Here is a 22,985-nt window from a genome sequence, read left to right as displayed (position 1 = left end):
GCTACTGCCGCATCGCGTTTCTGACGCGGATGGAGAATTCACCGGTCAGATCTTCACCGATCAATTGCTGTACCAGATCGAAGGAATCGAACAGCGAGCGATATTCGACGATGAGGCCGTCGCGCAGTGTAAAGAATTCTCCGATATTGAGCCGGATGATGCGCTGATCGCTGCGTTTGGTCAGAGTCGCCTGCACGAATGCTGCGCCGTGCGTTTCATTCGCGATCACAAAATCGATGATGTGATGCCTGCTCGAATAGCGCTCGCGCTGGATCTGGATGGCCTTTGCGATCCACGCCTTGCTTTGCTTGAGGCCGAGATGCGGAAAAATTTCCACGGGCGCATAGGTGATCGAGGTAAACGCGTCGTCGCAGCATTGCTCCATGCGCGGCGCGTCACCGGCATAGAAAGCGTCGAGAAAAGTCCGCACGCACTGTTCGGACCGATGATCGTTCATTGCGTTTGTCTCCCCAAGCTGGCGGTTCCGTAAGTGGGAACCGCCGGAGGATCAAGCCGCATGCGATGCGAGGTTTAACGAAGTCTCTCTAATGTGCCGACGATTTTCGCGACGGCATCCGTCGCGTGCGGACGGCGACGCAGCGAAAATTTACCGATAGTTGAGGCTCCACTGCAAAACCTGTGGGCGCACCCGGCGCAGAAGCAGATTCTTCGAGACGATGAGTTGGTCTCCCGTTACCGCCGCAAAACGCGGCGGCAATGGACTGGCAATGCCGGGCTCGAAACGGATCTTCAGCGTGCAGTCCCCCGCCAGGTTGACGAACGGACCGCTGAGTTTCGACACTTCGCCGCCGCCGATGCCGCCAAATCCGGTGATGCTGAAGGTCTCGCCGTTGAGCTTCTCCAGTTCTTTCAGCGACAGGCCATTGCGCACGCCGCCGGGGCCGGTCCATGTCGAAGGCGCTTCGATCGAGATGGAGGCGGGTCTGGCGCGGGCCTTGTCGTCCTTCCAGTAGATCACCAAGCGCCGGGTCGGATCATCGTCGAAAATGACAGTCGCCTTGGTCAGGACGCCGCTGGTGACTTCGACGTCCTTGAACACGACGTGTTTCGTGCCGAATTCGGTAACCAGCTTGGCGTGCGTCGCATCCTTCGCAAATGATCCTTCGCAGGCCAGCGACGGAGCCTTCGGCGCATCCTTCACATTGTTAAGCGACGTATCCTGCGCCATCGGCTCCGCCGGTTTGGCGGGCTTGTCGGCTTTCTTCGCGGCGTCAGCGGGGGCTGCCACAACGCAAAACAGGACAAGAAATGCGCAAAGGCTGGCCGGTCGCAGATGCATCGTCATGTGTCCGTCGAGAGCCGGAGTCAGCAATAGTCATATGAGAAACTGTTACCCCCGCCAAGGCGCGATGACGTGATCGGTCACGATGAAACCACAACTTCCAGACAAACCCAATCAGGCGCTATATTTGCGCCAGTCCAGGCGCAAGCTCTGGACTTAGCAATGCCAAGGGGCCTCATGTCCGATACTCTCGATTTGCCCACCCGCCAACTCGTCCAGCCACCAGACATCGACCTTCGCCGCATCGGCTCACATCCCGATCACTGGTACCCGCTGGCGTGGTCGAAAGAACTCAAGCCCGGCAAGACCTATGCCGCGCAATTCGCCGGCGAGCCCATCGTGCTCATCCGTCCGAAGGACGGTGGAGCGGTCTTTGCACTCGAGGATCGCTGCGCCCACCGGCAGGTGCCGTTGTCGAAGGGCGTCGTGGAAGGCTGTGCGGTGCGCTGCTGCTACCATGGCTGGACTTATGACGCGTCCGGCAAATGCATTGATGTGCCTTATCTGGGCAAGGACAAGCTGCCGAACGGCGTTCGCGCCTATCCCTGCCGCGAGCAGGACGGCCTGATCCTGATCTGGCCCGGCGATCCGAAAGCGATAACCGAGCTGGGCCCGCTTGGCTCGGCGCATGACAAGGCTTTCAAGACCCGCCGCTTCGGCAAGCAGGTTCGTTGTCACTATACGTTCATGCACGAGAACCTGATGGACATGAACCATCAGTTTCTGCATCGCCGCCAGATGGGCAAGATCGCGCCGCGCTATCTTGGCCGCCGCAAGGGCGAGGACTGGATCGAAGTCGATTACAGCTTTGCGCGCACCGAAGGCAGCCAGCCGCTCGGGGAAGCGCTGATCCTGAGCAGCCGCCGCGGTGCTTCCAAAGTCAGTCAGGATCTGATGACGATCCGCACCGAGTATCCCTATCAGACATTGCGGATCTGGACCTCCGGCGACGAGCCGGTGATGCACCTGTGGATCGCCTATACCCCGGTGGATGCCGAGCAGAAATTCAATCGTACGTTTGGATTGCTGTCAGTGCGCCGTCCGAAAATACCTGGTCTGCTCGATCTTGCGTGGCCGGCCTTGGTTTGGTTCACCGAACGGATCTTCGCCGAGGATCGCGAAATCGTCGAAATGGAGCAGCGTGCGCACGATGCCCAGGGGGCGGATTGGAATGTCGAGGTGTTTCCGCCCATTCGCGATCTGCGCGCGCTGCTGGCGGCCAACGGTCAGCCGATGACGGGCCCTGCCAAGTCTGTCTAGACCCGCTCCCGAAACGGAAGCCGTCGTCAGGAACGGGCTGTTGTGTCATGCGTTGTCGTTCTGCCGGAGGCATCATAGAGTCCGGGTGATCCGGTTCACGGGGCACGTTTCATGAAAGCAATTGCGATTCTGACCAGCGGCGGCGACGCCCCCGGCATGAATGCGGCGATTCGTGCGGTGACGCGTAGCGCGCTCAATCGCGACATCGCGGTCTATGGTGTGCGTGAAGGCTGGCAGGGCCTGATCGACGATCGCATGACCCGGCTCAGTGCGCGCGATGTCGGCGGCATCATCCAGATCGGCGGGACGTTTCTCGGCAGTGCGCGCTCGAAGGAATTCCGCGAGGAAGGCGGCCGTTCGAAAGCGCTGCGCAATCTGGCGACGCGCGGCATTGATGCCCTGGTGGTGATCGGCGGCAACGGCTCCCAGACGGGCTCCGCAGCGCTGCATGGCGTCGGCTTCCCCGTGGTCGGCATCGCATCGACCATCGACAACGATCTTTACGGCACCGATGTCACCATCGGCTGCGACACCGCCATCAACGTGACGGTCGGAGCCATCGACAATCTGCGCACCACGGGCTCGTCGCACACCCGCGCGTTTCTGGTCGAGACCATGGGGCGCAACTGCGGCTATCTCGCCATGATGGCGGGCCTTGCCGGCGGCGCTGAGGTTATCTCGACGCCTGAATTCGAAGTGTCGGCGTTTGAGATCGCCGAGCGGCTGCGCGCGGCTTATGAACGCGGCAAGACCCATGCGATCGTGGTGCTCGCCGAAGGCGTCAAGGAGAATGCCGCGCGTATCATGCAATATTTCGAAAGCAACGGCGGTATGGCAGGATTCGAACTGCGCGCGACCGTGCTTGGCCATGTCGTGCGCGGCGCGCCGCCGACGGCCTTCGACAGGCTGCTGGCAACGCGGCTTGGCGTCGCTGCGCTCACGTCGCTGGCCGAAGGCGTGTCGGGTGTGCTGATCGGCGAGCAGCGCGGGGAAATCACGCGCACGCCGCTGGCGGAGATCGCCGGACGCACCAAGCCGATCTCCACCAATCTGATCGAACTCGCCCGCGTGCTGGCAAAGTAGATTCTGCGGGTCACGCGTCAGTAAACCTTCGCGCCGGGTGCTACGATGTCGTAGCCGGAGTCATCCTTGCGCGGTGACAGCAGGATGACCTTTCCGTTGGCATCAGGTGCGCCAAGGATCAGCACCTCCGACATGAAGCCTGCGATATTGCGCGGGGGGAAATTGCTCACGCATATCACCAGTGAACCAACAAGCTGCTCCGCCGTGTAGTTGGTGATCTGCGCGCTCGACCATTTCTCGCCAAGCTCACCGAGATCGACACGCACCTTCCACGACGGGTTGCGCGCTTTCGGAAACGGCTGAACTTCAAGAACACGTCCGACGCGCAGGTCGACCTTGGCGAAGTCGTCATAGGTGATGGGGGAGGAGGTCATAGTCCTCGATTGCATTCGCGTCTCGGAAACAAATGCGTCCTGTAGACGCATGTTAAGTGGAACACCTGGGTTCCAGATAGACAGGATGATGTCCGGTGCTAATATGCTTTAGCTCCCGACGGGACGATGGGACCGCTGTCCTTAACCAGAGACAGCATGATCGCTGCAATCCGTCCTGTCCGGCGCACCGAGTTTTCTCGGAGAAAGCCCGCGATGACGCGGTGCGAACTGAGAATTCAGGCGAAAAACGTGGCGACGAAAAACGTCGGCGGCGGGATTTGTGATGAGTCCCTACGTTTCGCCAGTTTCGGCTATCGCCATTGAGGCATCCGCCCGTCATTACCGGGCTTGACCCGGCAATCCATCTTCAAGGACTTGCAGCAGGGCGGCGTAACTTCCATTCAGCTTCCGGATTTCACCGGCTTTTTCTTCGTGCCCTTCTTCGAAGAGGTCTTCGGCTTGCCGTCCTTTGTCTCCTTCACGGCTTTCTTCGCGGCCTCCTTGGCCGCGTCAACCGCCTGCCGCATCGATCGTGCGTGGCTGTAAGCGGCATTGTCCGCCGACATCTGCAGCCGCTTCACCGTTGAAGTGCCGATCTCCAGCGCATCCTTTGCAAGCTGCCTGTTGAGCTGCCTGCCCTGGGCGTCCTTCGCCTTGGCGGCGAGGGCCGCGTAGCGGTCCCGCTGCTTCTTGACGGCGGCGGTCAGAGTCTTGTGCTGCTGCTTCGCAAGCTGCCGGATGAGCGCATCGAGATCGGCGTCGGCCATTTGGTCAGTCCCCCAGGTCGGAAATCTGACGATGACCTAGCAGGGGGCGAGGGGGGATGGCAAATCTGTCATCACGCAGACGTTGTGCCGTCGTTCCGTTAACGGGCCGCGTCGGCGATCATCTCAAACGACCTCAAGCGCGTTGGATGGTCATAGACATCGGAGACCACGATCAGTTCGTCGGCGCCGGTCTCTTTCACCAGCGCATCGATCCCGGCGCGAACCGTCTGCGGCGAGCCGATGATGGAGCGTGCGAGCATGCGCATGGCCTGCGCCTTTTCCGACGGCGTCCAATAGGTCTCGATGTCATCGATGGGCGGCTGGCTGAGGCCGCGTGCGCCGCGGAAAAGATTGGTGAAGGACATCTGCTGCGTCGTTGCGAGCCGCCGGGCTTCGCCGTCGCTTCCGGCTGCGATCACATTGACGCCGACCATGGCGTAGGGCCGGTCCAGTTGCTCCGAAGGCTTGAAGCGGCTGCGATAAATCTCCAGCGCCGGGATCAGTTCGTCGGGTGCGAAATGCGAGGCGAATGCATATGGCAGTCCGAGTTCAGCGGCGAGCATCGCACCGAAATGGCTTGACCCGAGAATCCACAGCGGCACGTTCGTGCCGGCAGCGGGCACCGCCTGGATGCGCTGGTTCGGACCGGCGGGCGCCAGGAAGGCCTGCACTTCCAGCACGTCCTGAGGAAAATTGTCGGCAGCTTCGGGCGAGCGCCGCAACGCGCGCAGCGTAAGTTGATCGGTCCCCGGCGCACGGCCCAGCCCAAGATCGATGCGTCCGGGAAACAGCCGCTCCAATGTTCCGAACTGCTCGGCGATCACATAGGGCGCATGGTTCGGCAGCATGATGCCGCCTGCGCCGACGCGGATGGTCTTCGTTCCGGCGGCGATATGCGCCAGCACGATCGAGGTCGCGGCGCTGGCAATCCCAGCCATGTTGTGATGCTCGGCCACCCAGATGCGGCGATAGCCCCAGCCTTCGGCGTGAGAGGCAAGATCGCGGGCGTTGTCGAGCGCGCCGCGTGCGTCGGTTTCTTCCGTGACGCGCACAAGGTCGAGGATGGACAGAGGTGTCATGGTGCTCTCGGGCTGGAAGCGGGCCGTCAGGAGGATGCGCGGAGCGGCGTCCAGCGAGACAAGCACGCGGGATGGTCTGATCCCGCTTTATATGGAGACGGATTCTACAACCGCCATGCCGCCCAGTAGGCGAAGTTCGCCTACCGCTTCTTCCATCCGCCGCGCTTGCCCGGCGCGCCGCCGGTGGAGCGGCCGGAGAATTCAGGCCCGGACTGGCGCGAGTTGGTGGGCTGGAAAATCTTGCTTTCCATCCCCGGACCCATCTCGTCCAGCGTCGGCTTGCGCGCGCGCGATTTCATTTTAGCCGCGGCCTTGTCCAGTTGCGCCGGTAAATTCGCAGCGTCGCCGTACTTCTTCTTGCCGGCATAGGCGCCGGCCTTCGCCGCGACGCCGCGCTGCTTGATGGTCGGATCGTCCACCACGGCCAGCTCAGTGGCGCGCAGGCGCTTGACCTCGTCGCGCAGGCGTGCGGCTTCTTCGAAGTTCAGATCGGCAGCGGCTTCGCGCATCCGGGTCTCGAGATCGGCCAGCACCGCCTCGAAGTTGTGGCCGATGGCGACCGCGTCGTCGGCCATGCCGCCGTCGCCGATTTCCACCAGCACATGGTCGCGCTCATAGACGCTGCCGAGAATATCGCCGATGTCGCGCTTGATGCTTTCCGGCGTGATGCCGTGGGCGGTGTTGTATTCAACCTGCTTCTCGCGGCGGCGATCGGTCTCGGCGATGGCGCGTTCCATCGATCCGGTGATTTGATCCGCATACAGGATGACCTTGCCGTCAACGTTACGCGCGGCGCGGCCGATGGTCTGGATCAGTGAAGTTTCAGAGCGCAGAAAACCTTCCTTGTCGGCATCGAGAATGGCGACCAGCGCGCATTCCGGAATGTCGAGGCCTTCGCGCAGCAGGTTGATGCCGACCAGCGCGTCGAATGCGCCGAGGCGCAGGTCGCGGATGATCTCGATGCGCTCGATGGTGTCGATGTCCGAGTGCATGTAGCGCACGCGTATGCCCTGCTCGTGCAGATATTCGGTGAGGTCTTCCGCCATGCGCTTGGTCAGCACGGTGATCAGCGAGCGATAGCCGGCCTGCGCCGTGGCGCGGACCTCGCCGACCAGATCGTCGACCTGCGTGCGGGCGGGGCGGATATTGACCGGCGGGTCAATCAGTCCGGTCGGGCGGATCACCTGTTCGACGAACACGCCGCCGGACTCGTTCAACTCCCAGGCGCCGGGCGTCGCCGATACTGCGATCGACTGCGGGCGCATCATGTCCCACTCTTCAAAGCGCAGCGGACGGTTGTCCATGCAGGAGGGCAGGCGGAAGCCGTATTCGGCGAGCGTCGCCTTGCGGCGGAAGTCGCCTTTGAACATCGCGCCGATCTGCGGCACGCTGACATGGCTTTCGTCCGCGAAGACCAGCGCGTTGTCCGGCACATATTCGAACAGCGTCGGCGGCGGCTCGCCCGGTTTGCGGCCGGTGAGATAGCGGGAATAGTTTTCGATGCCGGCGCAGCTTCCGGTCGCTTCCATCATTTCGAGATCGAAGGTGGTGCGCTGTTCAAGGCGCTGCGCTTCGAGCAGACGGCCCTGCGCGTTCAACTGGTCGAGCCGCCATTTCAATTCGGTCTTGATGCCCTTGATGGCCTGGATCAGCGTCGGCCGCGGCGTGACATAGTGCGAGTTGGCGTAGATCTTGATGAATTCGAGCTCGTCCTGCTTGTGGCCGGTGAGCGGATCGAACTCCTCGATGCTCTCGATGGTGTCGCCGAACATGTTCACGCGCCAAGCGCGGTCTTCATAGTGCGCCGGGAAGATGTCGAGCGTGTCGCCGCGCACGCGGAAGGTGCCGCGGGTGAAATCCGCCGAGGTGCGCTTGTATTGCAGGGCGACGAGGTCGGCGATGAGCTGGCGCTGGTCGACGCGCTCGCCGCGCTTCATCGCGAAGGTCATCGCGGTGTAGGTCTCGACCGAGCCGATACCGTAGATGCACGACACCGAGGCGACGATGATGACGTCGTCGCGCTCCAGCAGCGCGCGCGTCGCCGAGTGGCGCATCCGGTCGATCTGCTCGTTGATCGAGGAATCCTTCTCGATATAGGTGTCGGTGCGGGGGACGTAGGCTTCGGGCTGATAGTAGTCGTAGTACGAGACGAAATATTCCACCGCATTGTCGGGAAAAAAGCTCTTGAACTCGCCGTAGAGCTGCGCCGCCAGCGTCTTGTTGGGCGCGAGGATGATCGCGGGGCGCTGCGTGGCCTCGATCACCTTCGCCATGGTGTAGGTCTTGCCCGAGCCGGTGACGCCGAGCAGCACCTGCGTGCGGTCGTTGCGCTGGATGCCTTCGACCAGTTCCTTGATCGCGGTCGGCTGGTCGCCCTTCGGCTCATAGGCGGACTTGAGCTCAAAGCGCACGCCGCCTTCGGATTTCTCCGGGCGGGGCGGGCGATGCGGCGTCCAGACCTTCAGTGAGCCGTCATTCTTGCGAAATTCAGGGCGGCCGTCGCGGATCAGGTTTTCCAGTGCGTCGGCGGTGGCCTGAACGCCCAGCGATTCCATCTTGTTGCGTGCCGGACGAAACGAGTCGTCGTCATCGACATCGTAGCCGAGCTGCTTCGCCAGTTCAGGATCGAGGGTCGGGATCGGCGCGCTTGTGCCGTAGTTGGCCTGCGGGGCTTCGTCGAACCCGCGGCTCGCACCGGCTGGCTGCGGAGCGGGCTGGAGCGGGGTCGGGCGGGGCTCGCCCTCGACAAAACCCTTCGGCGTCGATTTGCGCGCGCGATGGATCGCGGCCTCGCCGCCGGAGCGCCGGTCCTTTGAATTGTCCGGCGGCGGCTGCAAACCGGTGCCGGAGCCCATGCCTGCATCGCCGCGGTTGATCGCCGGGTTCAAAAGCTCCGCCAGCGCGGGCCCGATCGGCTGCACATCTGGACGATGGGCTTTCGATTTCGGGGTTTTGGGAGGCTTCTTCGCGGAATCGGGGTTCTTCGCCATGAGCGGAATATGGGGCGCGGAGTGCGGAGAGAAAAGGGCGTTTTCTTCGCCGCCGTGAACGAAGTTTGCGATGAAATTTACGCGTTTGTCCTGATAGGCTGGAACCAACGCGTGGCGCATGCCGAGGACCACGCGGCAGCCGGGAGTGTTTCATGTCGTCATCGCGCATCGCCAGCCTGCTGGCCGCCGCTTTGTTTACCGCCGCACCGCTTCCCTCCGCATTTGCACAGTCCAAGGACGCCGAACCCGCGAGCCGCGCGGTGAACGACGCTTTCCTCAGGACGCTGCCGTTCAGCGACCGCGCCGATTTCGAAGATGCCAGGCGCGGCTTCATCGCGACGCTGCCGGACGGCATCATTCCAGGCCCGACTGACAAGCCGGCGTTCAATACAAAGCAGTATGATTTCCTGAAAAACGATCAGGTGCCGGCTACGGTCAATCCCAGCCTGTGGCGGCAGGCGCAGCTCAACGCCATCAACGGCCTCTTCAAGGTGACCGAGCGCGTCTATCAGGTGCGCGGACTGGACATCGCCAATCTCACCATTATCGAGGGTGACAACGGCCTGATCCTGATCGATCCGCTGCTCTCCAACGAGACCGCGAAGGCCGCGCTCGACCTCTATCTGAAGAACCGCCCCGCAAAGCCGGTCGCGGCGGTGATCTACACCCACAGCCATGCCGATCACTTCGGCGGAGCCAAGGGCGTCATTACCGAGGAGGATGCCAAGTCCGGCAAGGTGAAGGTGATCGCGCCGGACGGCTTCATGGAGCATGCCGTGGCGGAGAACGTCATCGCCGGCAACGCCATGTCACGCCGCGCGCAGTATCAGTTCGGCAGCGCGCTGCCGGTCGGCGACCGGGCGCAGATCGACACGGGCCTCGGCAAGGCGCTGGCGCGAGGGTCGATTTCGCTGATCCCGCCGAACGACGTGATCAAGCAGGCGTCGGAGAAACGCACCGTCGACGGCGTCGAGATCGAGTTTCATCTCGTGCCGGGATCGGAAGCCCCGAGCGAGATGATCATGTACTTCCCGCAGTTCAAACTTCTGAACATGGCGGAAGACGCCACCCACAACATGCATAATCTCTACACCATCCGCGGCGCGGAGATTCGCGACGGACGGCTGTGGTCGCGCTATATCAACGATGCGCTTGCGCGCTACGGCGACAGGACCGAGATCGTGATCGCGCAGCATCACTGGCCGATCTGGGACAACGCGCGCGTGGTCTCGTTCCTGAAAAAGCAGCGCGACCTTTACAAGTTCATCCACGACCAGACGGTGCGGCTGCTCAACCATGGCCTGACGTCGACGGAAATCGCGGAGCAGTTGAAGCTGCCGCCGTCGCTGGCGAACGACTGGGCCTCACGCGGCTATTACGGCACGCTGAGCCACAACGCCAAGGCGGTCTACCAGTTCTATCTCGGCTGGTACGACGCCAATCCCGCCGATCTCAATCCGCTGCCGCGCGCCGAAGAAGCCAGGAAGCAGGTGGAGTATATGGGCGGCGCGGAGGCCACGATCAAACGTGCGCGCGAGGACTACAAGGCCGGGCAGTATCGATGGGTCGCCAGCGTGATGAGCAAGGTGGTCTTTGCCGATCCCGCCAACAAGGACGCGCGCGAGCTTGGCGCCGATGCGCTCGAACAGCTCGGGTATCAGAGCGAGGCGGCGACCTGGCGTAACGCCTACCTGCTAGGCGCGCTGGAATTACGTGGCGGTGTCGGCCCGCAGCCGCCGGCGCTGGTCAATGCAGAACTGCTGAAGGGCATTTCGATCGATCTGGCGTTCGATTTCCTTGGCGTGCGGCTCAACGCAGCAAAGGCCGAAGGCAAGACCATCGTGATCAACTGGACCTTCACAGATCTCAACGAGACCTATGTGATGAATCTGGAGAACTCGGCGCTGACGCATACCGCGGGCAAGCTGTCCGACAAGGCCGACGCCAGCGTGACGCTCACCCGTGCCGCGTTCGATGCCATCACGCTCAAGCAGCGGACCTTCCTCGGCAGCGTGCTGACCGGCGATGTGTCCGTCGGCGGCAATCCGCTGAAACTGCGCGAACTGTTCGGTCTGCTCGATGAATTCTCCACCGGCTTCGAGATCGTGGAGCCGAGAAAGGTGAGCGTGGAGTAAGATAAATGTCAGCCGTCATTGCGAGGAGCGAAGCGACGAAGCAATCCATTTCCTTTGAATTCAAAGAGTGGATTGCTTCGCTTCGCTCGCAATGACGACCCGGGGTCGCAATGACGACCCGGGCTGGCATGGTGAAACGAGCGTGGACAGCCGCGATAAGCCCGGCCACAACGAAATTGTTTACCGCTCCGCGCTACCCCTCACATGCGGCCTGATCATCTCGACCAGCCGCGGCGCATCCGTGCCGGGCGGAAAGAAGCCGAGATACCTGCCGTCGCGGTCGACAAGATAGATGAAGGCGGAGTGGTCCACGGTGTAGTCGCCGGGCTTGTCGCCGGTTTTGACCCGCTTGTAGTAAACCCTGTAGGCGTCGGCTGCTGTCGCAATATCAGCGTCGCTGCCGGTCAGGCCGAGCAGCCGCGGATGAAACAGCGGGACGTATTGCGCGAGATGCTCGGCCGTGTCGCGCTCGGGATCGAGCGTGACGAACAGCGGCTGGACATGCTTCGCATCGTCGCCGAGTTGCTCCATCGCCAGCCCGATTTGCTGAAGATCCGTCGGGCAGATGTCCGGGCAATACGTGAATCCGAAATAGACCAGCATGAACTGGCCGCGGAAATCGGCGTCAGTCCGCGTCTTGCCGGTCTGGTCCTTGAGCGTGAACGCGCCGCCGATCGGCTCGCGATTCCACATCACCGCGTCCATCAGTTCGGCGGCGGAGCGCGTGGAGCCTTGGGCCGATGCGGGGGATACAGTCAGGACGCCAAACAGCAGCGCGGCCATCAGGGGCGCGCTGCGTGTCAGAGGATGGCGAATGCTCACGCGCTGAAAGTCAGGCGGCTGCCGGTGGAGACGTTGATGACGCTGCCCGGCATCTGTTCCCGCGCTTCGAGCAGGAAGTTCAAGCCGCTGCAATGCATCGGAATCACCACGTCCGGCTGGAGCGCCTTGATCTCGCCGACGATCTGCTTGAGGTAGCCGGCGGGCGCGGGGCCCAGATGGAAGCCGCCGACGATGGCGTGAACCTTCTGCACGCCGGAGACCTCCTGTGCCTGCCGCACCGAATTGACAATGCCGACATGGCCGCAGGAACTGATCACCACGAGGCCTTTGCCACGAATGTTGAAGCAGGTGGCATGTTCATGGACATGCTCGTCCGGCGTGAACTTGCCCTGCAGTTCGGCGGGCGTGTAGTGGCCGTAGTCACAGCCCGCGCTGGCCGGGGTGTAGTCGACAAAGCTGTTCGGAAGAATCTTCTCCACACTGTTGCGCTTGATCTTGCCGGTGGTGAAGGCGTGGCCTTCGATCACGGTCGGCGTCTCGCACAGCACGGTCTGCACCTTCTGGGCGGTGATCTGCTTGCGGTCGAGAATGCCGAACTCGCCATACTGTCCGGTCGATGTGCGGCTGACGCGGTGACAGAAGTTGTCTTCGCCGCCGGCATAGAGCTTCACGTCGGCGGGAAGCACGCTGCGGTACTTGTCGAGAAATCCGATCAGGCCGCCGTAGTGGTCGATATGGCCGTGGCTGACGATCAGTGCGTTGATCTTCGACGGGTCGACATTCAGCAGGCCGATATTGTTGATGATCGCCGGCGAGGTGTAGCCGAAGTCGAGAAGGATGTTCCGCGCTTCCTGTTCGCGCTGCGATTCAAGGAACAGCGACAGGCCCCATTCGTTATGCAGGACGTTGCGGGCATCGGCGCTGCGGCCGCCGCCTGGACCCTCGTGCACGACACCGTTCACGGTCGAGCCTTTCAGGAACTGATCGTGCTGCTGGTCGACAAGCACGCGGATCGACAGCTTGTCGATGGTCGGCACCTGGATCGGCGCCGCGCTCGCAACGCCCATGCATGAGAAGCCGCCTGTCGCGGCGAGCCCCATTGCGGTGGAAAGTTTCAGGAAATCACGCCGTGCGAATTCTTTCGTCATTGTCGACCTTTCTTGATCCCGAGTCGGGATTTTCCGGAACTCTATCGTCAGGACGCGAGAGGGACTGTTTCTTGTTTGGAGTGAAGCGATGAAAATCTTTCACGAGCCTCGGCTCCGGGCAATGAAATTTACTTGATATGCGCGGCGCGGCATTGACTTCGCAGGCGCGAAGCGCAAGGTTCATGCAATCGCATTGACTTTGCGTCGCCTGCCGACGCCCTGCATCCAGAGATAACGACAAGGATAGCAAGATGATCGACCTCTATTATTGGCCGACGCCGAATGGCCACAAGATCACGATGTTTCTCGAAGAAACCGGCCTCGCCTACACAATTCATCCGATCAACATCGGCACCGGCGACCAGTTCAAGCCGGAATTCCTGGCGTTCTCGCCCAACAACCGCATGCCGGCGATGATCGATCAGGCGCCGGCCGATGGCGGCGCGCCGGTGAAAATCTTCGAATCCGGCGCGATCCTGATCTATCTGGCGGAGAAGACCGGCAGGTTCATGCCCTCCGATCTGCGCAAGCGGTTCGATGTCATTCAGTGGCTGATGTGGCAGATGGGCGGCCTCGGCCCGATGCTCGGCCAGAACCATCATTTCAGCAACTATGCGCCGGAGAAGATTCCTTACGCCATCGACCGTTATGTCAACGAAACCAACCGTCTGTACGGCGTGCTCAACAAGCGGCTGGCGGATCGCGAGTTTGTCGCGGGCGATTATTCGATCGCGGACATGGCGGCGTATCCGTGGATCGTGCCGTATGAGCGGCAGGGCCAGAAGCTCGAGGACTTTCCCCATCTCAAGCGCTGGTTCGAGGCCATCCGCGCCCGGCCTGCGACGGTTCGCGCCTACGCGGTCGGCCCGACGGTGAACCCCAGCCTTGGCAAAACCTTCACCGACGAGCAGAAGAAGGTGCTGTTCGGTCAGACCGCCGCAGTCGTGAAGGCCTGAGTCCTTTTAACCCCTCCCCGCACGCGGGGAGGGGGATTCAGCAAGCGAAAATCAACAAGGTGAGGGATGACACGAAAACTGTTCGAACTTTGCGGCACGGAAACCGAGCGTGTGTTCAGCCCGTTCTGCTGGCGCACGCGTATGGCGCTGGCGCACAAGGATATCAAGGCTGAAACGATCCCGTGGCGCTTTTCGGAAAAAGACGCCATCGCGCCGCATCAGTCCGACAAGGTGCCGGTGTTGATCGACGGCGAAACGTCCATCGCGGACTCGTGGGCGATCGCGAACTATCTCGAAGACACCTATCCCGACCGCCCGTCACTGTTCGGCGGCGAAGGCGGCCGCGCCATGGGCCGGATGCTGAACTGGTGGGGCGATACGGTTGTCCTTGGCGGCATCTTTCCGATGATCGCAGCAGATATTCACGGCCTGCTCCGTCCTGCCGACCAGGCTTATTTCCGCAAGACGCGGGAAGCGCGTCTGGGCAAAACGCTGGAAGAAGCCGCGGCCAATCGCGATCAGGCAGTCGAGGGATTTCGCAACGCGCTGAACCCGATGCGCCTGACGCTGAAGACGCAGACTTATCTCGGCGGCACCTCACCGAATTATGCCGACTACATCGTGTTCGGCCCGTTCCAGTGGGCGCGCGCCACCAGCCCGTTCAAGCTCTTGAAGGAAGACGATCCGGTCTATGCCTGGCGCGAGAAATTGCTCGATGCCTTTGGCGGCATGGCGCGGAATTCGCCGGGATACGTGGTATAGTCTAATGTCATTCCGGACGGCTCGCGAAGCGGGCCGATCCGGAATCCGGAAATGAAAAACATGGATTCCGGGTTCGCTCGTTTCACTCGCGCCCCGGAATGACGGATGGGGTTACTGTGGCTCGTTGGCCGCCGCCGCCCGCAGGCAGGCCTGACACAAACAATCCTCACCCTCGGCGGGCATGGGCAGCTTCGCGGTCTCGTCCATGCACCAGCAATGACCGGACAGGTCGCAGGTGAAGGGCATACCGCAGCGTGCGCAGCTCAGCGTCCGCTGCGTTGCGGGATTTTCTGACGTTTTTGTCACGATCCCGTTCACGATTCTGCCGAATCCTTCATGTGACGTTCATGCCCCGGAAGCGCATAATTTACGCGATCGATTCAGAGTTGGCCAACCCGTTTGCGGCTTCAAGCATGAGAATCAGCAATGGCGCGTGACCCGCAAGGTGCTCTTGTCGCACTCAACCGCTTCGGATTCGGCGCGCGCGGCGGTGCGGCCAGCGATTTTTCCAGTGCAGCTTCCGATCCGCGCGGCTTCGTGAAGGCGGAACTGGGACGGCCCAACGCGGCTCTGCTCGATGCGCCGGGTTTGCAGCCGACGCCTGTTCTGGCGCAGGCGGTGTTCGACTATCAGAAAGACGTGAAGCAGCAGCGCGAGAACGCCGCGAGGACTGCCGAAGCGATGGCATCCTCATCTGCCGGAAAGCCTTCCGAGACGAAAGCTGCGGCGGGCGGCGAGATACAGGGCGAGTCAAGGACGGACATGATGTCCAACGGCGCAATGCCGGATGCGATGTCGCCAGAAGCAGCACCGCCCAAGGAACCGCCGAAGCCGCTCAACATCATCCAGAAAACATTCCGCGCCGAGGCGCTGGCCCGGCTGCAGCGCGCCACCATGGCGGAGAGCGGATTCGTCGAACGGCTGGTGACGTTCTGGTCGAACCATTTCTGCACCTCCGCCAACAAGGGCGAACTGGCGCGAATATGGGCCGGTGCATTCGAGCGCGAAGCGATCCGGCCCCATGTGCTGGGAAATTTCGGCGAGATGCTGCGCGCGGTCGAGCAGCATCCGGCGATGATCTTCTTTCTCGACAACCAGCAGTCGATCGGGCCGGACTCGCGCGCCGGGCAAAACCGTAAGAAGGGCCTGAACGAAAACCTCGCCCGCGAGATCATGGAACTGCATACGCTCGGCGTGAACGGCGGCTACACCCAGGCGGACGTGACGTCGCTGGCGCGCATCATCACCGGCTGGACCTTCGCCGGGCGGCAGGCAAAGCTGGGCGCGCCCGGCACCTTCATCTTCAACGCCAATGCCCATGAGCCAGGACCGCAGAAGCTGCTCGGCAAGGTTTATGAGGACACTGGTCTGGCGCAGGGCGAGGCGGCGCTTGCCGACATCGCGCGGCATCCGGCGACGGCAAAATTCATCGCGACGAAATTCGTGCGTCATTTCATAGCCGACGATCCGCCGTCCGCGCTGGTAGCGAAGCTCGAAGCCACCTTCAGGAAGACCGGCGGCGACCTGCGCGCCATGACGCTGGCGCTGGTGGACGCGGACGAGGCGTGGCGCGCGCCGATGACCAAGATCCGCATGCCGTATGAATATCTGGTGGCGAGCGGGCGGATGATGGGACGCATCCCCGAAGACCCGCAGCGTTATCTCGGCGGCCTCAATGTGCTCGGCCAGCCGCTGTGGACGCCTGCCGGGCCGAATGGCTTCGCCGACACCAATGCGGCCTGGGCCGCGCCTGAAAACATCAAGCTGCGGCTCGACATCGCCTCGCAGATTTCGTCGCGCATCGCCGACAGCATCGATCCGCGCGGGCTGCTCGATGTGGTCGCCGGAGAGGCCGCCTCGACCGAGACGAGGCAAACCATCGAGCGCGCGGAATCAAAACAGCAGGCGTTCGCGCTTTTGCTGATGTCGCCCGAATTCCAGAGGAGATGAGCATGTCCAGCTTTCCGACCGATTGCTGCGAAAGCCATACCGCGCGCGGGCTGACGCGTCGCTCGCTGTTGCTCGGCTCGGCGACCTTGGCCGCCTGGGCCTACCTGCCAAAATTCGCCCGTGCGAAAGACGGCCGCGATCCGCGCTTCGTCACCATCATCCTGCGCGGCGCGCTTGATGGTCTCGCCACTGTCGCGCCGGTCGGCGATCCCGATTATGCGGCCTTGCATGGATCGATCGCGCTCTCGCTGGATGGCGCGCATGCCGCGACCGCACTCGATTCCTTCTTCGCGCTGCATCCGTCGATGCCGGAATTCGCGCGGATGTATAGGGACAAGAAGGCCGCGGTGGTTCATGCGGTCGCGACATCGTATCGCGAGCGCTCGCATTTCGACGGGCAGGACGTGCTGGAGAGCGGCTTCGGCGGACCGGGCCGCGTGCAAAGCGGATGGCTCAATCGCGCGCTGGAGGCACTGCCGCGCGGCGAGCGCGTGATGAGCGGACTGGCGGTGGGCCCCACAACGCCGCTGGTGCTGCGCGGTGCCGCCCCGACGGTGGGCTGGGTGCCGCCGACATTGCCGCAGGCCGCCGACGACACCGCGATGCGTCTGATGAATCTTTATACCCACCGCGATCCCGCACTGGCGGCTGCGCTGTCGCAAGGCCTGCAGATCGACAAGATCGCGGCGCGCGACGATGCCATGAAGCCGAAGCCCGGCATGAACGGCGCAGGCGCGATGCGGCTCGCGGCGAAGGGCGCGGCTCGCCTGATGGCGGCGGACGACGGTCCGCGTATCGCGGCACTGGCGTTCGACGGCTGGGATACCCACGCCAATGAGGGCGGGCCGGTCGGGCGACTCGCGCAGTTGTTGAGCGGACTCGACGGCGCGCTGGCGGAATTCGAGAGCGGTCTCGGAGACCGTTGGAAGGACACCGTGATCTTGGTGGCCACCGAGTTTGGCCGCACCGCGCGAATCAACGGCACCGATGGGACCGACCATGGCACCGGCACGATTGCGCTGCTGGCAGGCGGCGCGGTCAATGGCGGGCGGGTGATTTCGGACTGGCCGGGACTGAAGCTGGCGAATCTTTACGAGAGCCGCGATCTCAAGCCGACCACCGATCTGCGCGGTGTCATCAAGGGTGTGCTGCGCGATCACCTCGGCCTCGGCGAGCGCGTGCTGGCGGAGGCGGTGTTTCCCGACAGCGGGGCGGTGAAAGCGATGCAGGGGCTGGTGGTTTAGCGCAAGATTGGAGGAAAGCCGTCATTGCGAGGAGCGCAAGCGACGGAGCAATCCAGCTTTCAGGAGTGGATTGCTTCGGTTCGCTCGCAATGACGGGAGCGAGTGAAACAGTCAGCCCAGCGTGATCTTGTCTATCTGCGCCATCTCGTCCGCAGTCAGCTTCCAGTTGATCGCCTTGGCATTCTGCTCGATCTGTTCGGCGCTGGACGCTCCGGCGATCACGCTCGACACCTGCGGCCGCGCCGCGAGCCACGAGAACGCCAGCTCGATCATCGTCTTGCCATGGGCATTGGCGAAGTCCTGAAGCTTCGCCACGATGTCGAAATTCCTGTCCGTCATGTAGCGCTCGCCGAGAGACGTCACCTTGCCGAACCGGGAGTCGGCGGATGGCTTCTCGCCGCGTTTGTATTTTCCGGTCAGCAGGCTGCTGGCCAGCGGGAAGAAAGGCAGCAGGCCGAGATTGTAGGCCTGCGCTGCCGGCAGCAGATCCTTCTCGATATCGCGCACGATCAGGCTGTATTCGTCCTGGCACGACACGAAGGCATGAGTGTTGATGCCGCGCGCGGTGAACTGCGCTTCGGCAATGCGCCACGCCGGAAAATTCGAGCAGCCGATGTAGCGCACCTTGCCCTGACGGATCAGGTCTTCCAGTGCACGCAGCGTCTCCTCGATCGGCGTCAGCGGATCAAAATCATGCTGCTGGTAGAGATCGATGTAATCGGTCTTGAGGCGGCGCAGGCTGTCTTCCACGGCGGTCATGATGTAGCGGCGCGATGCGCCCTGCCTGGTGCCGTCGTCGCTCATCGCCTTGGAGTACTTCGTCGCCAGCACAATGTCCTTGCGCCGGTTGCCGAGCACTTCGCCAAGCACGGTCTCCGAGCCGCCGCGCCCGGCATAGATGTCGGCGGTGTCGAACAGCGTGATGCCGAGATCGATGGCCTTGTGAATGATCTTGCGCGAAGTCTCGAGATCGCTGCGCTGGCCGAAATTGTTGCAGCCGATGCCGACGGCGGACACGCGCAGGCCAGAGCCGCCGAGATTTCTGATTTCCATGATCTTACCTGTCAGGTTTGGTCGAAGGCTGGGACGGCCGGAGGCAGTCCTTCTTCCGTACCTGACGGCAGCGCCGGAGGCGAGCGCAAAGCGCGCGCTGTCATTCGCCGCACTGCGGTTTCGGCATCCCGCGCGATGTCCTTGCGGTTCGCAGTCATGCCATACGCAACGGCTTCGCCCCAACTGACAGTCACGTCGACAGCGCCGGTCGCCAGGATGTTCAGCAGATGCGGCACCAGTTCGGCTTCGCCGTACCACGCCACCTTGTCGCGCAGCGCGCGGCCGACCGGGACGCCGCCATAACGGACATAGGCGATCGATACCGGTTGCACCGTGACGCGATCGTGATGGGTGGAATCGCCGATGGCGTGATGCACCGCGCCGATCAGCGCCGACCGGAACGGCAGGATGCGGATGCCGTCGCTCGACGTGCCTTCCGGAAACAGCACGACAGCGTCGCCGCCGAGCAGACGGTCGCCCATGGCCCGCGCGGCATCGCCGGTCTTGTGGCGGCGTTCGCGCTCGACAAAAACCGTGCGCTGCAGTTTTGCCAACTGGCCGAACAGCGGCCAGTTCGCGACTTCGGACTTCGCGACGAACACCACCGGCGCCACCGCGCCGAGCACGGTGATGTCGAGCCACGAAGCATGGTTCGACAGGATCAGCACCGGGCTTTCGCGCGTGCGCTCGCCGACCTGCGTGATGCGGATGCCGATGATCGCGCAGGCGGCGCGATGAAACAGGTTCGGCACGATGCGCTGGAGTCTGCTGTTGAACAGGATGCCGGCCAATTGAAACGGCAGCAGCAGAAGGGCGATGAGAACGAGAAGGGCGCTGGTGTAGATAGTTCGGATCATGAAGTGTTCGTCAGTCTCAAGGAAGGCCAGCTCGTTGGTGCATTGAACCCGTATTATACCGGACGCTGTGCGACTGGCGAAAGCGAAACCCGCAACGGGCAGGGCGGCAGTTCAGGTGGTAAAAAAGCGCGGCCCCGGTCGGATACGGCGCAGAGGGGATTTACGCGACCAGGGCCGCTTGAGCGCGTGATCGATGACGGGGGGCGGACCACACGCCATTGAAACCTAGGGGCTGACCGTAACAGGGCTGTGACAGGCCGAGTTGTCCACAGGGCGGGAACCATTTTCATCACCGGACATTTCCGATGGTGCGTAGAAGGAAGCCCACCAGGTGCCACCCATCGCTGCCCAGCAAGCCCAGCGGCCCCTGGACGCGCTCAACTTCTTTCTGGCCGATGTCCGTGATGGACTTGGGCCGTATCTGGCGATCTATCTCCTGACCGAGCAGAAGTGGAATGAAGCCAGCATCGGCGCTGTCATGTCGATTGCCGGGCTGGCCGGAATCGCGGCGCAAACCCCGGCCGGCGCACTCATCGACATCAGCAAGGCCAAGCGGGGCCTTGTCGTTGCCGCTGCCATCGTTGTGACGATTGCCTGTCTGGTGCTGCCACTGGTCCCGCAGTTCTGGCTGGTCGCGGCGACACAGGCTGTCGCGGGTGCATCCGCCGCGATCTTCGCGCCGGCGGTCGCCGCTATCGCATTGGGTATCGTGGGGCCCAAAGCATTTGCCGCACGTATCGGACGCAACGAAGCCTACAATCACGCGGGAAACGCCGTGTCTGCGATCCTCGCGGGTGGGCTGGCTTATTTCTATGGACCTGTCGTGGTGTTCTGGCTGCTCGCCGCAATGGCCGTCGCCAGCATCTTCGCGACGCTGTCGATTCCGGCCGAAAGTATTGATGATCGCATGGCGCGGGGGCTGGCCGATGTGTCGCATGGCGGCGAACAGGACATGAGGAACAAAGCGTCCGGATTCCGCGTTCTCCTGACCTGCCGACCGCTTCTGATTTTCGCAGTTGCCACCGTGCTGTTTCATTTCTCGAATGCGGCGATGCTGCCACTGGTCGGGCAGAAACTGGCGCTGGCAAATCCCGCACTCGGCACCACGCTGATGTCCGCCTGCATCGTCGCCGCTCAGCTTGCGATGGTGCCGGTGGCGATCGTTGTCGGCAAGAGGGCCGATGTCTGGGGGCGAAAGCCGATTTTCGCGGTGGCGCTGGCCGTGCTGGCCTTTCGCGGAGCGATGTATCCGCTTTCCGACAATCCCGCGTGGCTGGTCGGCGTGCAACTGCTCGACGGCATCGGGGCCGGGATCTATGGCGCGATGTTTCCGCTGGTGGTGGCGGACCTCACCAGAGGCACCGGCCATTTCAACGTCAGCCAGGGGGCGATTGCGACGGCGGCCGGTCTGGGCGGCGCATTGAGCACGGCGGTCGCCGGAATAATTATCATGGCCGCCGGATACAGTGCGGCATTCTACTTTCTCGCCGCTGTTGCCGGGACCGCTCTCGTGCTGTTTTACCTATGGATGCCGGAAACGCTTCCAGACCAACCCGTTCCTGCCGTGCCGCTACAACCCGCGGTTCAACCTTAGCTCGCCAGATCATTACCCGAAAGGACACCCATGCCCACGACGGTCTCGCCGTTTCTCCTGCCGATCCTGATGTTGCTCGCCTCCAACGTTTTCATGACCTTCGCCTGGTACGGCCATTTGAAGTTCAAGGATCATTCGCTGCCGCTGGTCATCATGGTGAGCTGGGGCATCGCTTTCTTCGAATACTGGCTCGCGGTGCCGGCCAATCGCTGGGGCAGCGCGGTCTATTCGGCGGCGCAGCTCAAGACCATGCAGGAAGTGATCACGCTGATCGTGTTTGCCGGATTCTCGGTGCTGTATCTGAAGGAGCCGCTCGGCTGGAATCACGCGATCGGCTTTGCCTTCATCGCCGCCGGTGCGTTCTTTATTTTCCACAAATGGTGAGTGCCGCCGTCATAGATGTCATGGCCGCGCGCCTGCGTCGCGATCAGGAATCCTGCGACGAGGATGATCGCGAGCGTCAGCGACGCTGAAACCACAACGAGAGACGTTTTCATCCGTTATCTCCACCGCGCACGTCATCGCGCGGCCGCGGGGCAGTCTCGGTGTGCAGGGGAAAGTGGCTCAGCCGGCGATCGGCATGGCGGCCACGACCTTGATCGACAACGCCGTGACGGTGACGAGCAGGCACAACGACAGCGACGCCACCGCGAGCGAGGCGGCGACGGCATTCGTCAGTCGGAACGATGCAACACGCGCGGACCGCAGTCCGAAACCAATTCCTGAAACGGGCGACCGGATCATGGTCGGGCATCCTCAAAATCGGGCGGCGAATCACCACTGCCCGGAATGTATCAGGAATCGCTGTCGAGATTGCGGCACGCCGCGGTCAAACGTGGCGGAAGCGAGGCAAGATGAGGAAAATCAGCAGGTTATGCCCGCTATCCTCCCGCGAATCGGCTGGTTTAAGCCTCGGCAGTCAGGCCGGTTTCGGTTCCGGGAGCCGTTTCCGGGGCCGCGATTTCGGCGGGCTTCCAGGCCATCGAAACGAAGCGCGGCTCGCTTTCCACCCGCTTCAGCCAGGCCTTCACGGACGGATAGCCGGAGAGATCGAAGTCGCACTGGTTGGCAACGTGGGTGTAGCCATACATCGCGATGTCCGCCACGGTCAGATGCCCTGCGGCGAAGTAGTCGTTGGTCTTGAGGTGATTTTCCATCACCCGCAGCGCGGCGTAGCCCCGCTCCATCCAGTCTTCCAGCGAATGGGTCTGCAGGTCGCGGCCGCCGCGCACCAGCACCAGCCAGAAATATGCAGCGCCGACGCTCGGCTCCAGCGCGTGCTGTTCGAAGAACATCCATTGCAGCGCCTGCGCGCGATCGATGCGGTCTTCGGGCGCGAGCGATGTGCCGATCGCGACATACCAGAGGATCGCGTTGGACTCTGCGAGATAGCGTCCATCGGCAACTTCGAGCAGCGGCACCTGTCCGCTCGGATTGCGCGCGAGAAACTCCGGCGTGCGGCTTTCGCCGCGCAGAATGTCGACCTCGATGGCTTTATACGGCGCATTCAACAGCGCCAGCGCAAGGCGGACCTTGTAGCTGTTGCCGGAGCGCTGCATCGAGTAAAGTTTGTACATACAGGCTTTCGAAAGTACCGCCGGAGACATGCGGCGCGAACCGGACTGCCACCCCTGCCTGCCCCCAGGC

24 protein-coding genes are annotated in these 22,985 nt (G+C 62.6%); 10 read left to right on the top strand and 14 right to left on the bottom strand.

The window, feature by feature from the left end; genetic code table 11:
• Window position 1 precedes the first annotated feature (1 nt).
• Complete coding sequence (locus tag HMPREF9695_RS16360) at window positions 2-457, bottom strand: nuclear transport factor 2 family protein (RefSeq protein ID WP_006021985.1); 456 nt, start codon at window positions 455-457, stop codon at window positions 2-4.
• A 150-nt stretch (window positions 458-607) separates the two neighbouring features.
• Window positions 608-1,300, bottom strand: a complete 693-nt coding sequence (locus HMPREF9695_RS16355; protein ID WP_006021984.1) for a hypothetical protein — start codon at window positions 1,298-1,300, stop codon at window positions 608-610.
• Window positions 1,301-1,480: 180 nt separating this feature from the next.
• On the opposite strand from HMPREF9695_RS16355, the gene HMPREF9695_RS16350 reads away from it, so the two are divergent.
• Both HMPREF9695_RS16350 and HMPREF9695_RS16345 read left to right on the top strand, forming a co-directional pair.
• Window positions 1,481-2,563 carry an aromatic ring-hydroxylating oxygenase subunit alpha gene (locus HMPREF9695_RS16350; RefSeq protein ID WP_006021983.1) on the top strand — a complete coding sequence of 361 codons (1,083 nt, stop codon included), beginning with the start codon at window positions 1,481-1,483 and terminating at the stop codon, window positions 2,561-2,563.
• A 111-nt stretch (window positions 2,564-2,674) separates the two neighbouring features.
• Window positions 2,675-3,646: an ATP-dependent 6-phosphofructokinase gene (locus HMPREF9695_RS16345; RefSeq protein WP_006021982.1), complete on the top strand. Its 972-nt coding sequence runs from the start codon at window positions 2,675-2,677 to the stop codon at window positions 3,644-3,646.
• 17 nt (window positions 3,647-3,663) lie between these two features.
• Here the strand turns inward: HMPREF9695_RS16345 and HMPREF9695_RS16340 are convergent, their stop codons facing one another.
• Complete coding sequence (locus HMPREF9695_RS16340) at window positions 3,664-4,035, bottom strand: tRNA-binding protein (RefSeq protein ID WP_006021981.1); 372 nt, start codon at window positions 4,033-4,035, stop codon at window positions 3,664-3,666.
• Window positions 4,036-4,176: 141 nt separating this feature from the next.
• On the opposite strand from HMPREF9695_RS16340, the gene HMPREF9695_RS26430 reads away from it, so the two are divergent.
• On the top strand, window positions 4,177-4,344 hold the full coding sequence (locus HMPREF9695_RS26430) for a hypothetical protein (protein WP_157223973.1): 168 nt from the start codon (window positions 4,177-4,179) through the stop codon (window positions 4,342-4,344).
• A gap of 77 nt (window positions 4,345-4,421) precedes the next feature.
• On the opposite strand, the gene HMPREF9695_RS16335 is transcribed toward HMPREF9695_RS26430, so the two are convergent.
• The 3 genes from HMPREF9695_RS16335 to uvrB all read right to left on the bottom strand — a co-directional run bounded on the left by HMPREF9695_RS16335 (window position 4,422) and on the right by uvrB (window position 8,856).
• On the bottom strand, window positions 4,422-4,787 hold the full coding sequence (locus HMPREF9695_RS16335) for a hypothetical protein (protein ID WP_006021979.1): 366 nt from the start codon (window positions 4,785-4,787) through the stop codon (window positions 4,422-4,424).
• Window positions 4,788-4,885: 98 nt separating this feature from the next.
• Window positions 4,886-5,866 (bottom strand): LLM class flavin-dependent oxidoreductase, encoded by a 981-nt coding sequence (locus HMPREF9695_RS16330; protein ID WP_041712842.1) that lies wholly within the window; start codon window positions 5,864-5,866, stop codon window positions 4,886-4,888.
• 140 nt (window positions 5,867-6,006) lie between these two features.
• Window positions 6,007-8,856 (bottom strand): excinuclease ABC subunit UvrB, encoded by a 2,850-nt coding sequence (gene uvrB / locus HMPREF9695_RS16325; RefSeq protein WP_051055024.1) that lies wholly within the window; start codon window positions 8,854-8,856, stop codon window positions 6,007-6,009.
• A 152-nt stretch (window positions 8,857-9,008) separates the two neighbouring features.
• Between uvrB and HMPREF9695_RS16320 the strand changes: the two genes are divergently transcribed.
• The gene (locus HMPREF9695_RS16320) at window positions 9,009-10,991 is read left to right on the top strand and encodes an alkyl/aryl-sulfatase (protein WP_006021976.1); all 1,983 of its coding nucleotides are present in this window, start codon (window positions 9,009-9,011) and stop codon (window positions 10,989-10,991) included.
• 180 nt (window positions 10,992-11,171) lie between these two features.
• Here HMPREF9695_RS16320 and HMPREF9695_RS16315 read toward each other — a convergent pair whose 3' ends face one another.
• Entirely contained in the window at window positions 11,172-11,774 is a 603-nt protein-coding gene (locus tag HMPREF9695_RS16315) for an SCO family protein (protein ID WP_006021975.1), read from the bottom strand.
• 35 nt (window positions 11,775-11,809) lie between these two features.
• Entirely contained in the window at window positions 11,810-12,922 is a 1,113-nt protein-coding gene (locus tag HMPREF9695_RS16310; RefSeq protein WP_006021974.1) for an MBL fold metallo-hydrolase, read from the bottom strand.
• Window positions 12,923-13,173: 251 nt separating this feature from the next.
• On the opposite strand from HMPREF9695_RS16310, the gene HMPREF9695_RS16305 reads away from it, so the two are divergent.
• Window positions 13,174-13,878 (top strand): glutathione binding-like protein, encoded by a 705-nt coding sequence (locus HMPREF9695_RS16305; protein WP_006021973.1) that lies wholly within the window; start codon window positions 13,174-13,176, stop codon window positions 13,876-13,878.
• 66 nt (window positions 13,879-13,944) lie between these two features.
• A complete protein-coding gene (locus tag HMPREF9695_RS16300) occupies window positions 13,945-14,640 on the top strand; it encodes a glutathione S-transferase family protein (protein WP_006021972.1) in 696 nt (231 codons plus the stop codon).
• Window positions 14,641-14,751: 111 nt separating this feature from the next.
• Here HMPREF9695_RS16300 and HMPREF9695_RS26985 read toward each other — a convergent pair whose 3' ends face one another.
• Window positions 14,752-14,946, bottom strand: a complete 195-nt coding sequence (locus HMPREF9695_RS26985; RefSeq protein WP_041712838.1) for a cysteine-rich CWC family protein — start codon at window positions 14,944-14,946, stop codon at window positions 14,752-14,754.
• Between the two features lie 120 nt (window positions 14,947-15,066).
• Here HMPREF9695_RS26985 and HMPREF9695_RS16290 point away from each other — a divergent pair, with 120 nt between their 5' ends.
• On the top strand, window positions 15,067-16,590 hold the full coding sequence (locus tag HMPREF9695_RS16290) for a DUF1800 domain-containing protein (RefSeq protein WP_006021971.1): 1,524 nt from the start codon (window positions 15,067-15,069) through the stop codon (window positions 16,588-16,590).
• Window positions 16,591-16,592: 2 nt separating this feature from the next.
• Entirely contained in the window at window positions 16,593-17,834 is a 1,242-nt protein-coding gene (locus tag HMPREF9695_RS16285) for a DUF1501 domain-containing protein (RefSeq protein ID WP_006021970.1), read from the top strand.
• A 111-nt stretch (window positions 17,835-17,945) separates the two neighbouring features.
• On the opposite strand, the gene HMPREF9695_RS16280 is transcribed toward HMPREF9695_RS16285, so the two are convergent.
• Both HMPREF9695_RS16280 and olsA read right to left on the bottom strand, forming a co-directional pair.
• Window positions 17,946-18,887, bottom strand: a complete 942-nt coding sequence (locus HMPREF9695_RS16280) for an aldo/keto reductase (RefSeq protein WP_006021969.1) — start codon at window positions 18,885-18,887, stop codon at window positions 17,946-17,948.
• 11 nt (window positions 18,888-18,898) lie between these two features.
• Window positions 18,899-19,744 (bottom strand): lyso-ornithine lipid O-acyltransferase, encoded by an 846-nt coding sequence (gene olsA, locus HMPREF9695_RS16275; RefSeq protein ID WP_006021968.1) that lies wholly within the window; start codon window positions 19,742-19,744, stop codon window positions 18,899-18,901.
• 331 nt (window positions 19,745-20,075) lie between these two features.
• Between olsA and HMPREF9695_RS16270 the strand changes: the two genes are divergently transcribed.
• Together HMPREF9695_RS16270 and HMPREF9695_RS16265 are read left to right on the top strand one after the other, a co-directional pair.
• Window positions 20,076-21,338, top strand: a complete 1,263-nt coding sequence (locus HMPREF9695_RS16270) for an MFS transporter (protein ID WP_006021967.1) — start codon at window positions 20,076-20,078, stop codon at window positions 21,336-21,338.
• 30 nt (window positions 21,339-21,368) lie between these two features.
• On the top strand, window positions 21,369-21,722 hold the full coding sequence (locus HMPREF9695_RS16265) for a DMT family protein (protein ID WP_006021966.1): 354 nt from the start codon (window positions 21,369-21,371) through the stop codon (window positions 21,720-21,722).
• On the opposite strand, the gene HMPREF9695_RS26715 is transcribed toward HMPREF9695_RS16265, so the two are convergent.
• The 3 genes from HMPREF9695_RS26715 to HMPREF9695_RS16255 form a co-directional block, all read right to left on the bottom strand.
• Window positions 21,662-21,835 (bottom strand): hypothetical protein, encoded by a 174-nt coding sequence (locus HMPREF9695_RS26715; protein WP_006021965.1) that lies wholly within the window; start codon window positions 21,833-21,835, stop codon window positions 21,662-21,664. The genes HMPREF9695_RS16265 and HMPREF9695_RS26715 overlap by 61 nt on opposite strands.
• Window positions 21,836-21,902: 67 nt before the next feature.
• Entirely contained in the window at window positions 21,903-22,082 is a 180-nt protein-coding gene (locus tag HMPREF9695_RS16260; protein WP_006021964.1) for a hypothetical protein, read from the bottom strand.
• Between the two features lie 161 nt (window positions 22,083-22,243).
• Entirely contained in the window at window positions 22,244-22,915 is a 672-nt protein-coding gene (locus HMPREF9695_RS16255; protein WP_006021963.1) for a glutathione S-transferase family protein, read from the bottom strand.
• Between the last annotated feature and the right edge of the window lie 70 nt (window positions 22,916-22,985).

Source organism: Afipia broomeae ATCC 49717 (genome assembly GCF_000314675.2).
GTDB lineage: Bacteria > Pseudomonadota > Alphaproteobacteria > Rhizobiales > Xanthobacteraceae > Afipia > Afipia broomeae.
The sequence above is the reverse complement of the archived record's forward strand: the minus strand, read 5'-3'. Positions and strand labels throughout refer to the sequence as shown.

Excerpts from the sequence above, each read along its gene's own strand:
- HMPREF9695_RS16355 (WP_006021984.1), bottom strand. The coding sequence starts at position 1,300 with ATGCATCTGCGACCGGCCAGCCTTTGCGCATTTCTTGTCCTGTTTTGC.
- HMPREF9695_RS16310 (WP_006021974.1), bottom strand. The coding sequence starts at position 12,922 with ATGACGAAAGAATTCGCACGGCGTGATTTCCTGAAACTTTCCACCGCA.
- HMPREF9695_RS26715 (WP_006021965.1), bottom strand. The coding sequence starts at position 21,835 with ATGAAAACGTCTCTCGTTGTGGTTTCAGCGTCGCTGACGCTCGCGATC.
- HMPREF9695_RS16300 (WP_006021972.1), top strand. The coding sequence starts at position 13,945 with ATGACACGAAAACTGTTCGAACTTTGCGGCACGGAAACCGAGCGTGTG.
- HMPREF9695_RS16290 (WP_006021971.1), top strand. The coding sequence starts at position 15,067 with ATGGCGCGTGACCCGCAAGGTGCTCTTGTCGCACTCAACCGCTTCGGA.
- HMPREF9695_RS16260 (WP_006021964.1), bottom strand. The coding sequence starts at position 22,082 with ATGATCCGGTCGCCCGTTTCAGGAATTGGTTTCGGACTGCGGTCCGCG.
- HMPREF9695_RS16360 (WP_006021985.1), bottom strand. The coding sequence starts at position 457 with ATGAACGATCATCGGTCCGAACAGTGCGTGCGGACTTTTCTCGACGCT.
- HMPREF9695_RS26430 (WP_157223973.1), top strand. The coding sequence starts at position 4,177 with ATGATCGCTGCAATCCGTCCTGTCCGGCGCACCGAGTTTTCTCGGAGA.
- HMPREF9695_RS16255 (WP_006021963.1), bottom strand. The coding sequence starts at position 22,915 with ATGTACAAACTTTACTCGATGCAGCGCTCCGGCAACAGCTACAAGGTC.
- HMPREF9695_RS16280 (WP_006021969.1), bottom strand. The coding sequence starts at position 18,887 with ATGGAAATCAGAAATCTCGGCGGCTCTGGCCTGCGCGTGTCCGCCGTC.
- HMPREF9695_RS16305 (WP_006021973.1), top strand. The coding sequence starts at position 13,174 with ATGATCGACCTCTATTATTGGCCGACGCCGAATGGCCACAAGATCACG.
- HMPREF9695_RS16335 (WP_006021979.1), bottom strand. The coding sequence starts at position 4,787 with ATGGCCGACGCCGATCTCGATGCGCTCATCCGGCAGCTTGCGAAGCAG.
- HMPREF9695_RS16320 (WP_006021976.1), top strand. The coding sequence starts at position 9,009 with ATGTCGTCATCGCGCATCGCCAGCCTGCTGGCCGCCGCTTTGTTTACC.
- HMPREF9695_RS16285 (WP_006021970.1), top strand. The coding sequence starts at position 16,593 with ATGTCCAGCTTTCCGACCGATTGCTGCGAAAGCCATACCGCGCGCGGG.
- HMPREF9695_RS16265 (WP_006021966.1), top strand. The coding sequence starts at position 21,369 with ATGCCCACGACGGTCTCGCCGTTTCTCCTGCCGATCCTGATGTTGCTC.
- HMPREF9695_RS16350 (WP_006021983.1), top strand. The coding sequence starts at position 1,481 with ATGTCCGATACTCTCGATTTGCCCACCCGCCAACTCGTCCAGCCACCA.
- HMPREF9695_RS16315 (WP_006021975.1), bottom strand. The coding sequence starts at position 11,774 with ATGGCCGCGCTGCTGTTTGGCGTCCTGACTGTATCCCCCGCATCGGCC.
- uvrB (WP_051055024.1), bottom strand. The coding sequence starts at position 8,856 with ATGGCGAAGAACCCCGATTCCGCGAAGAAGCCTCCCAAAACCCCGAAA.
- HMPREF9695_RS16330 (WP_041712842.1), bottom strand. The coding sequence starts at position 5,866 with ATGACACCTCTGTCCATCCTCGACCTTGTGCGCGTCACGGAAGAAACC.
- olsA (WP_006021968.1), bottom strand. The coding sequence starts at position 19,744 with ATGATCCGAACTATCTACACCAGCGCCCTTCTCGTTCTCATCGCCCTT.
- HMPREF9695_RS16340 (WP_006021981.1), bottom strand. The coding sequence starts at position 4,035 with ATGCAATCGAGGACTATGACCTCCTCCCCCATCACCTATGACGACTTC.
- HMPREF9695_RS16345 (WP_006021982.1), top strand. The coding sequence starts at position 2,675 with ATGAAAGCAATTGCGATTCTGACCAGCGGCGGCGACGCCCCCGGCATG.